We start from the raw sequence: 9463 nt of genomic DNA, 5'->3' as shown, positions 1-9463 counted from the left end.
TCGAGCTCGCGCAGGGGCTCGTCCGCGTAGGCCAGGACCGGCTCGGCGAGCAGGAGCTCGTCCAGGTGCTGCCCCTCGCCGTCAGTCCGCTTGTGTTGGAAGGCGTGCCGCAGGGCACGCCGGGTGATCACGCCGGCAAGTCGGCCTGTGCCATCGAGCACGGGGAAAAGATGCTGGACGCGCTGGCCGCGCGGCACAAGCTTCGGCTCAATCGCAGTAAGTGAGGTACCGAGCGGCAGGGTCGTGGTGTCCGTACGCATCACCTCACGGACAAACAGGATTTCAAGCGGATCGATGGCGTACTCGCGGCTCAGGTGATAGCTGCGGCGCGCGATCTTTTCGGTCAGGATTGAACGGCTCATTACCATGACGGTCGTCCCATAGGCCAATGCGATGGCGACGAGCGACGGCAGTATCATGTTCACATCGTGTGTCAGTTCGAGCGTGAACATAACGGCCGTGAACGGTACGCGCATCGTGCCGCTCAGGACGGCGCCCATGCTCACCAGAGGCCAGAAACCTGCGCCCTCATTCGGAAGAATCATTGCCTCAACGCCGCCCAGCGCAGCGCCCATCATGAGCAGCGGCGCGAGCACGCCGCCCGAGGTGCCGGAGCCGAGCGACACGGCCCAAATCGTAGACTTGACCAACAGAATTCCGAGGATCACGCGGCCCGGAACGTCGCCTTTCAGTAACTCGCCGATGGTGTCGAAGCCGATGCCGAGCGCCTGGGGAAAGATCAGACCGCCGAGTCCGATCGCCAGCCCGCCGATCGCCGGCCACCACATCCAGTGCAACGGCAGTCGCCCGAAGGCGTCCTCGGAGGCGTAGACTGCTCGAGTCAGTACAGCCGAGAGCAATCCGGCCAACAGACCCGCGACAATGCAACCCGCAAGGCCCTGCAGACCGATGAACTGCGGATGCGGCGGGACCGCGAAAAGGGGGCCGATCCCGATGATGTACCGGCGCACCGCAGCCGCCGTGGCGCTGGCCAATATGACCGGGATCACACTGCGAGGTTTCCACTCGAAGAGTAACAGTTCTACGGCCAGTACGGACGCCGCCACCGGCGAAGCGAAGGTCGCCGACATACCGCCAGCCGCGCCTGCCACCAGCAGCGTTTTGCGCTCGGCGCTGGTGAAGTGGAAGAACTGTGCGATCATCGAGCCGAAGGCCCCGCCGGTCATGATGATGGGCCCCTCGGCACCGAAGGGTCCTCCCGATCCGATTGAGATGGCGGACGATAGCGGCTTGAGGAAGGCCACTTTCGGATCGACCTTGCTGCCCCGCAGCAGGATCGCCTCAATTGCCTCTGGGATGCCGTGACCGCGAATCTGCTCCGACCCGTACCGCGCCATCAGCCCGATGATCAGCGCGCCGACGACCGGCACAAGGACCACCAGAAACCCCAGGTGGTGGTCCGCCGGCGACACGAAGGTCGTATCCCAGCGTCCGTAGAAAAACAGGTTGGTGAACAGGCTGATGAGTCGCAGCAGGATCAGTGCCACGAACGCACTCAATGCTCCGATGCCAACGGCCAGCGCCGAGATTGGGACCACGCGCGGCGTCGCCGTGAAGTCGCCCAACTCGTTGTGCCCGAGCTGGCCACGCCATCGTTGTATCGCTTTGCCCAAAGAAATCATGAGAGATCCTCCCACTCGATAAATGCGGAAACCTTTGACGATTACGGAAAATGCTCCGACCCTTCCGGAAGCTCGTCAAGTCCGCACGACACCGGATAGCGCGAACTACGGCCGACTGGCACACATCCCGTCATGGTCGGTCGGCCTCACTGATGCCTAACCCTCGTTCGACCCCCCGCCCAGATGAATCGGTGGAGAGCAGACCATGAGAAGCCTGGCCTCCGTATTCCCTACGTTTTCCCAAAAGTGTCGAAGGTAGCTCTTAAAGTGAAGGCTGTCCCCACGCCTCAGGAGATAGGTCTCGTCTCTGATAGTAAACCGCACCTTTCCTTTAATGCAGAGTTGAAGCTCCTCCCCATGATGGTGGAACTCCCGCTCTTTCATCTTGGCGCCCTTGGGGATAGTCAACAATACGGCGCTGAATGCTTCATTGGGTAACCCGCCGGTCAATGGCTGGATGCTGATTTTGAGATCAGGAACGGGGGTACTCCGTCGCTTGGCCTCTGCGAGATAGACGACCTCTCTTGTCTCGCCGTGCTCGTCCAGGAGGGATTGGAGAGTCGTTCCCAGGCCCTTCACGATCTTGAGGACGGTTCCGAGGGTCGGAGAGATGAGATTCTGCTCGATCTTATGGATCGCGCTGGGCGAGACCTCGATCTGCCCGCTGAGCTGGCGCAGGGAGAGACCTCGCTGCTGGCGAAGCTCTCTGATCTTTTTCCCTACGTTGATGACAAGCTGCTCAACCATGGTTGTTCTCTGTGGAATCCAATATAGAAGTATACGATATGTCTGTCAAGTTTTGTGCTTGACAGGTGTATATCATAAGATATAACGTATCATATATGACACACCTTCTGCGATCAGCGCATCATTATGGCGTACTCACGCATCCCCCAATAATGGGGCGTAGTTGGAGGAGTTGAACAATGAGACACGTGATATCCGTATCCTGCGCCATACTCTTACTTGTCTTTATGGCGTCCCAGGCCCGTGCCCACGGCGGCGGTGAATCGATGGGTGACATGGATAAAGGCGATGCGTGCAAACTACAGAAAGGTCACTACACGGTTCACTTTACAGCCTATCAGGAGAAGTATGGGGCATCACAGGTCGTCACGTTGCACGAAGTAGGCTCGGAGAGAGTAAAGCAGGAGTTTCAGTCGTACTGTGAAGGGGTCCCGAAGACGGGCAAGTTGTCGCTGTCTTTTGATCTTTACAATGAAGAGATGCGAGCATTGCCCATCACTGTGGAAGTCGTCGAAGCGGGCGAGCATCACAGTGGGCGCGCCATTCTCTCTGTGCCACCGACAGTATACCATGATGGTTTAATCACTCTTAATGCCGACATCCCTGCTGCCGGTCACTACAAGGCCATTATGACGTTGAACAAGGTGGGGCCTGGTATTGCGCATAAGCCTCATTCCCTTGCCGAGCCTGCGGAACTGGAACTGGTCAGCCACAGTCACGGAAACGAGCCTACGGAAGCCGAACTGCACGCCATCGATCCCACCTTCACGTTTCCCTTTACAGTTGGTCTTAAGATGCAGACAGGCCTCCCATGGTACGTCTCCAAACTGGGGTTCCAGGCAGCCGGTACAATGCTGGGCATTTCGGCCTTGATAGCCGGGGCAACGTATTACAGGAATGGCAAGCGGAAGAAGCAGGTCTAAGGCTTGCTTACACCATTGGTCCGGCCTACTGAAGAATCGGTTTTCAGCAGGTGGTGTATTTATGCGACATCAGTACTTCCAATGGTAGTTGGGGGAAAGCATGGTGATGTCATGAATGACGCTCTCTTATGGTATGAGAGTTAAGAGGAGGGTCTATGGGTTTGTTCAGCTCATTATTTGAGGGTAGTGGGAAACCCGGGAAAAAGCTGATCGAGGCGGCGAAATGTGGAACCACCGAGAAAGTCAAGAGCCTGTTAGCGGCGAGGGCCGATACGAGCGCGACCGATAAACATGGCTGGACGGCGCTGATGCATGCCTCCTGGCATGGGCGAGCCCAGATCACCGAGTTGCTGCTCACGTACGGCGCGGAGGTCAATGCGAAGGACTACAATGGCTGGACGGCCCTGATGCGTGTGGCGTGGAAAGGGTATGCTGAGGGTGTCGAACTGCTGCTCACGCATGGCGCGGATGTGAATGCCCAGGATCATAACGACTGGACGGCCCTGATGCATGCGTCGTGGAAAGGGCATGCCGGGGTCGTCGAACTGCTGCTCACGCACGGTGCAGACGTGAAAGCTCGAGATAAAGACGGCTGGACAAGCCTGATACATGCGTCCGGACACGGGCGGTCCGGGGTCGTCGAACTGCTGCTTACACACGGCGCGGATGTGCACGTACGGGATAAAGATGGCTGGACGGCCCTGATGCGTGCGGCGTGGAATGGCCATGCCGGGGTCGTCGAACTGCTGCTTACGCACGGCGCGGATGTGAATGCGCAGGATCAGAGTGGCGCAACCGCTCTGATCCGCGCATCGTGGAGAGGGCATTCCGGAGTCGTCGAACTGCTGCTTACGCATGGTGCTGACGTAGGTATTCAGGATCATAGAGGCAAGACGGCCCTGGTCTGCGCGGGGGAGCGAGGGCGTCCCAGGATTGTAAGGCTGCTGCTCCATCAGGGCGCTGATGCGAACGCGGAGAACTATCATCGCCAGACGGCACGGATGTATCTGTCTTCGCATGAGCATTCCAAGGTGGCGGAACTGCTGGAGCGACACGGGGCGCGCTAAAAACAAAGATACCGGACTCCATATGTCGGAACGGAATCAGGAATGATGGGAAGTATCAGGCAAAGTGGGGACGCTCACGAATGTGAGAAAGGCATTACAGATCGGCGAGCGTGAACGGTGGCGGTGGGTGATGAGGTAGAAAGGTCTGATCAGCTTTAGACCTGTGATGGGAATAGCGTGGAGTTCGCGACAGTTGATGTCGCTTGCGACGGCAAGCTTCGAGATGATAGCGATACCTCCGCCAGCCTTGACCGCTTGCCGGATCGCCTCGTTGCTGCCCAGTTCGCCGATCACTTTGAAGGCGCCGATCGACAGATTGCGACGCTCCAGGGCCTGTTCCATAATCTTGCGCGTTCCTGAGCCGCGCTCCCGAATGAGAAACGGCTGGCTCAGCAGTTCCTTTGCCTTCACGCTCCTCCGGGACACCCAGGGGTGCGTGGGTGGCACGACCAGGACCATCTCATCTTCGGCAAATCTCCGGTATTCGAGCCTGCCATCATCGAATTGCGCACCTACGGCACCGACCTCATAGGCGCCATCGATCACCGCCTCAATGATCTCTTTTGAGTACGAAACCTTGAGGACGATCGAGATGTCCGGATAGCGAGCCCTAAGCGGTCCGATCAGGGGCGGCAGCAGATAGCCGCCTGGGATGCTGCTGGCGCCGAGTATCAGCTCTCCCTTCAGCCCTCCCTTGAACTCGTCGAGGGCCTGTTGGGCTTCCTGACGGAGCGTCAGGATCCGCTTGGCATAGCGATAGAGCAGGTTCCCGCCCTTTGTTGGGGTGACCCGATGCCCGAGCCGATCCAGCAGCCGGACTCCTGCATCCTTCTCCAGTTTTTTGATGTGGCCGCTGACGGTGGGCTGGGTCAGGTACATCGCGTCGGCCGCCTTCGAGAAACTTCCCGATTCGACAATTCTGCAGAACAACTCGAGGACGTGGAGATCCATGATACGTCTTCTATAATCGGCGCGACCCGGCCCTGATCGCCTCATGATAGAGTTGAAGATAGTCGTGAATTTCTCGCTCTGTGGAGAACTCCCGCTCGATCTTCTCCAGCCCGTTCTTTCCGAGCATATGGCGAAGATCCCGCTCCCTGATCAGCCGCTCAGCCTTATGGGCAAACTCCGACTCCGATGCGAAGAGGAGCCCATCGATCCCGTCACGCACCACCGATCGGTTCCCCTCGATGTTCGAGGCCAGGACTGCTCGACCGCGACTCATCGCCTCCAGGATACTGTTGGCCATGCCGCCTTCGGAGAGCGATGAGTTGATCACCACATCTACGGACATGAGCATGGCGCAGATCTGCTCATGAGGGACCGGGCCCAGATAGAAGGCCCAGGAGTAGTCGCGCAGGAGTTCCTGTAATCTGACTCCTTCGGCAGCCTCAATGACCGGTCCCACGAAGACGGCTTTGATCTGGGGATACTGTATTCTCAGTGCATCAAGCGGCTTCAGGCAGAAGGTGACATTTTTCACACGCCGGATGCCTGCGGGGATGAGGAAGACCAGATCATCGCATGTCAGCCCCAGGTGGCGTCGGAGATCGAATGGGGCCTCCTGGCAGCGAACGGTCTGGCCGATCACCCGGACTCGGTACTCTACCTCGGGTAGTTCGCCGATGAGCTTGGCCCGCATACAGTCGTGAAAGACCACGATGCGTGTTGCCCGTCGAAGGACGTCCATGACCTGTATCCTTCGGTCAGGATCGAAGAGATCGGTGTTGACATCGGTTCCGGTAACGCTGAGGATCGATGGAATACCCAACCGGAACGCGGCGTCCGTGGCGATCCACCCCGACGCACTGACATGGAATCCATGGACCAGATCGGGGGCGAATGCTTCCAGTGCTTGCAAGATCTCGCCTGACGAGAGACCCTCCTCCAGGGACCAGACCCGGACGATCGTACCTTGCTCGCGCAGCCCCGATTCGATACGCTGGACTGTGATCGAATTGCCTCGGACGGAGGGGATATAAAAGGGGGTGAGAATGCCCAGTCGCATCTCGCTACTCAGCGGCTGAAGAGTTGCCGCAGCATCTTCCCCAGTTCCTTGTTCCGATCCTTCCCCAGGAGTTTACCCACGTCTGTTTTGATGCGTCCCTCGATGCTCCCTGCTTGCGGAGTCACTACCGGGTCAGACGAGGGCCCGTGCACCTTGGCCTCGAGCGTCGTTTTCGCCACCTTGGCAGTCACGTCGAAGTCCATGGTCTGGTTGAGCAGATTGAAACTCCCGGCAGCATAGAACTTGGCCCCATCTCGAAGCAGCGTCAAATCCCTGGTTCGCAGGATCCCACTGTTGAGGGTCCAATGGGCGCTGAGGCGGTTGAACTCGTTCAGCGTGGGAGATGCGACGCCTAACCCCTCCAGGATAGGATCCACAGTTTTGGACAGCCGTTCCAGAGGCGCATAGCCGGTCACGCGCCCGTTCGTCACAGCCATGTCGGTTTGGCCTGAGGCCCTGGCGAGCGCCCCAGGTCCGAGTTGTCCTGAAAGCTCTATTTGTGAATCCAGCGTCATCATTCCGCGCAAGTTCCACCGTGGCTCCTGGATCGCATTCAGGAATGGTTCGGTCTGGATCCCTTCCAGATGCGCAGCGATCGTTGCGCGGGATGTCGGCCCACGCCAGTCGAGGGCAGCATCACCTGAAAGCGTTCCGCCATAGAAGCCGCCTCGGAGTTTACGGATAGCGAGGAGCCGGCAGCAGTAGTGAATGTCGCCTTCTGTGCCGGTCAGGATTAGCTTCCCCCAACGCAGAACATCAGACTGTAGATGTCCCTCAACCTGGAGTTCGCCGCCTTCTGGGGCGTATTGGGCACGAAATCCCCCCGTACCCCCTTTTGACAAATGGGGGGTGGGGGGATTTGAGGGTACGACGTCTGCGGTGCGTAGGGGCGATCGGCCGGTCGCCCCTACAGGCGCTAGCGCGATCGCAAGCGCCACAATCGGTTCGATAGAAAGATCGGTCGTATTCAGCCAAAACTGGAGGCGAGGCGACCTCTGGGTTACAAGGTGGAGGCGGCCCGCGATGGTGTGGCCCTTCCAGAGTAGGCTCACCTCAGAAAGGTCGAGGCTGTCGCCTTCCCATCGTCCCTTCGCCCGTAGCCATGCTTTGTCTCCTGGCGTTTTGCCCGGTTCCTTTGCGACCGCCACACCGACGCGCTGGAGATCGGCGTGAGCCTCCAGGTTGAGGCGTGGCCACTCGCCGACAGCCTTCCCCTCGAGATCGAGGGTTCCACTGAACGCTGCGACGGAGGAGGCGCGTGATACGCCAAGGGTCGATGCCAGTTGCGCGGCTTCGATGCCCTGCACGTGAAGTGCCACCTCAATCGGCGTGCGATCTCCTTCACGGCGCTCTGCGCTCCCTATGAGGTCAAACGAGCCGGATGTTTCGCCGGGCAACTGTCCACTGACATGGATGCGAAGAGGATGAGAGGGAAGTGGAGCCGGGATATCCAGGTTGACATCCTTAAACTCCAGGTTGACCGGGCCATGAGGATGGAGAGGATTGTCGAGTACGAGAGTCCCATGGCGGATAGTCAGCGCCCCCGCTACTAAGATCGGCAGAGCAGGCTGTCCTCTGGCCGCTCTTGTGCCTTCAGCAGGGTGCGGTTCGGCGGCTGCCGCTCGCGCGGTCGGCCGAATCAAGTCCTCGATGTTCCACCCATCCGACCCCTTGGCCAACCTGATGCGTGGCCGGTCAATACGGATGTTCCCGATCTGGAGGTCGCCCTTGAGGAGCGGAAGCAGCTTGAGCGCGATATGAAATTGCTCCGCGTTCAGGAACGGTTCAGACCACGGGGCGCGGTCGGCAATGATCAAGTTCCGGATGGTCACCCCTGGCGACGGCAGGAGATGGACTCGCAGGCTGCTTGCGGTGACTTTGCGGTTCAGCAGTTGGCTGACCCGGCTAATGAGGATTCCGCGATATCGCTCCTGGTCCAGCAGGAGCGGGCCGGCGAAGAGGGCCGCGACAACCCCACCCAGGACCAGGAACAACCAGAGGAGCCGACGCTGGCCGCGTCTCGTCACCCGTTCCCTCCGGGTTCCTTGCCCTTGAGTTGCGCGATCAGCAACTCATTGGCCACCTGCGGATTGGCCTTACCGCGACTGACCTTCATGACCATGCCGACCAGAAAGGTGAGGCTTTGCACCTTTCCTTTCCGGTAGTCGGCGACCGGCCCGGGGTGTGCGGCAAGCACCTCCTCAACGATACGGCGTAGTTCATCCTGGTCGGAGATCTGCGTCAGCCCCTGCTCCTTGACGATCAGGTCGGCCGGCTTTCCGGTCTGATACATCTGTTCGAAGACCGTCTTGGCGATCTTGCCGCTGATCGTTCCACGAAGCAGCAGCGTGAGCAGAGCAGCCAGCTCTTCCGGCGGGATCGGGCTGTCGGTAATGTCCCGACTATCCTTATTTAGATGGCCCAGGAGCTCCACCATCACCCAGTTGCTGGTAAGTTTTGGTTCGTGAGACGCCTTTGTGACCGCCTCGTAGTAGTCGGCCAGCGGCCTGGAGGCGGTAAGGACTGCGGCATCGTAGTCCGGGATACCGTACTCCTGAACAAACCGAGCGCGGCGTTGTTGCGGGAGTTCCGGGAGCGTCGCGCGGATCTCATCGATCCGCTGCGGCGAGGTGGTCAACGGGACCAGGTCAGGCTCGAGGAAGTAGCGGTAGTCGTGCGCGTACTCCTTGCTTCGCATCGACAAGGTCAGCTCCTGGTCCGCGTCCCACAACCGTGTCTCCTGGACGATCTTGCCTCCTTCTTTAAGGACCTGAGCCTGGCGCTGGATCTCGTAGGCCAGGGCCTTCTGAACGCTCTTGAAGGAGTTCATGTTCTTGACCTCAGCCTTGACTCCCAGCTCCTCGCTTCCGGCGCGCCGCAGGGAGACGTTGGCGTCACAACGCAGGCTGCCTTCCTCCATGTTGCCGTCGCAGACTTCCAGGTAGACGAGGATCGCCCGAAGCTGCCGGAGATATTCCGCGGCCTCCTCCGGGGTGCGGATGTCTGGCTCGCTGACGATCTCCATCAACGGTACGCCGCTGCGGTTAAAGTCCACCAGGCTGTAGTCTGCCGCCT

At 59.4% G+C, this 9463-nt stretch carries 8 protein-coding genes; 2 read left to right on the top strand and 6 right to left on the bottom strand.

From position 1 onward, the window contains the following. Together KGL31_11665 and KGL31_11660 are read right to left on the bottom strand one after the other, a co-directional pair. Nucleotides 1-1643 (bottom strand): chloride channel protein (locus KGL31_11665; protein MDE2322548.1); only part of this gene is annotated, 1643 nt, incomplete at its 3' end. Between the two features lie 156 nt (nt 1644-1799). Then, the gene (locus KGL31_11660; protein ID MDE2322547.1) at nt 1800-2390 is read right to left on the bottom strand and encodes a helix-turn-helix transcriptional regulator; all 591 of its coding nucleotides are present in this window, start codon (nt 2388-2390) and stop codon (nt 1800-1802) included. Nucleotides 2391-2569: 179 nt separating this feature from the next. Between KGL31_11660 and KGL31_11655 the strand changes: the two genes are divergently transcribed. Then, complete coding sequence (locus tag KGL31_11655; protein MDE2322546.1) at nt 2570-3313, top strand: hypothetical protein; 744 nt, start codon at nt 2570-2572, stop codon at nt 3311-3313. Between the two features lie 155 nt (nt 3314-3468). Further along, nucleotides 3469-4380, top strand: a complete 912-nt coding sequence (locus KGL31_11650; protein ID MDE2322545.1) for an ankyrin repeat domain-containing protein — start codon at nt 3469-3471, stop codon at nt 4378-4380. A gap of 36 nt (nt 4381-4416) precedes the next feature. Here KGL31_11650 and KGL31_11645 read toward each other — a convergent pair whose 3' ends face one another. The 4 genes from KGL31_11645 to gatB form a co-directional block, all read right to left on the bottom strand. Then, nucleotides 4417-5331, bottom strand: a complete 915-nt coding sequence (locus KGL31_11645) for a LysR family transcriptional regulator (GenBank protein MDE2322544.1) — start codon at nt 5329-5331, stop codon at nt 4417-4419. A gap of 10 nt (nt 5332-5341) precedes the next feature. Then, entirely contained in the window at nt 5342-6388 is a 1047-nt protein-coding gene (locus tag KGL31_11640; protein MDE2322543.1) for a glycosyltransferase family 4 protein, read from the bottom strand. An 8-nt stretch (nt 6389-6396) separates the two neighbouring features. Beyond that, on the bottom strand, nt 6397-8415 hold the full coding sequence (locus KGL31_11635; GenBank protein ID MDE2322542.1) for an AsmA family protein: 2019 nt from the start codon (nt 8413-8415) through the stop codon (nt 6397-6399). Continuing rightward, the coding region (gene gatB / locus KGL31_11630) for an Asp-tRNA(Asn)/Glu-tRNA(Gln) amidotransferase subunit GatB (protein ID MDE2322541.1) at nt 8412-9463 on the bottom strand (1052 nt) is incomplete at its 5' end. The genes KGL31_11635 and gatB, both read right to left, overlap by 4 nt.

This window comes from Candidatus Methylomirabilota bacterium (assembly GCA_028870115.1).
GTDB lineage: Bacteria > Methylomirabilota > Methylomirabilia > Methylomirabilales > Methylomirabilaceae > Methylomirabilis.
This window is presented reverse-complemented; position numbering and strand designations above follow the sequence as displayed.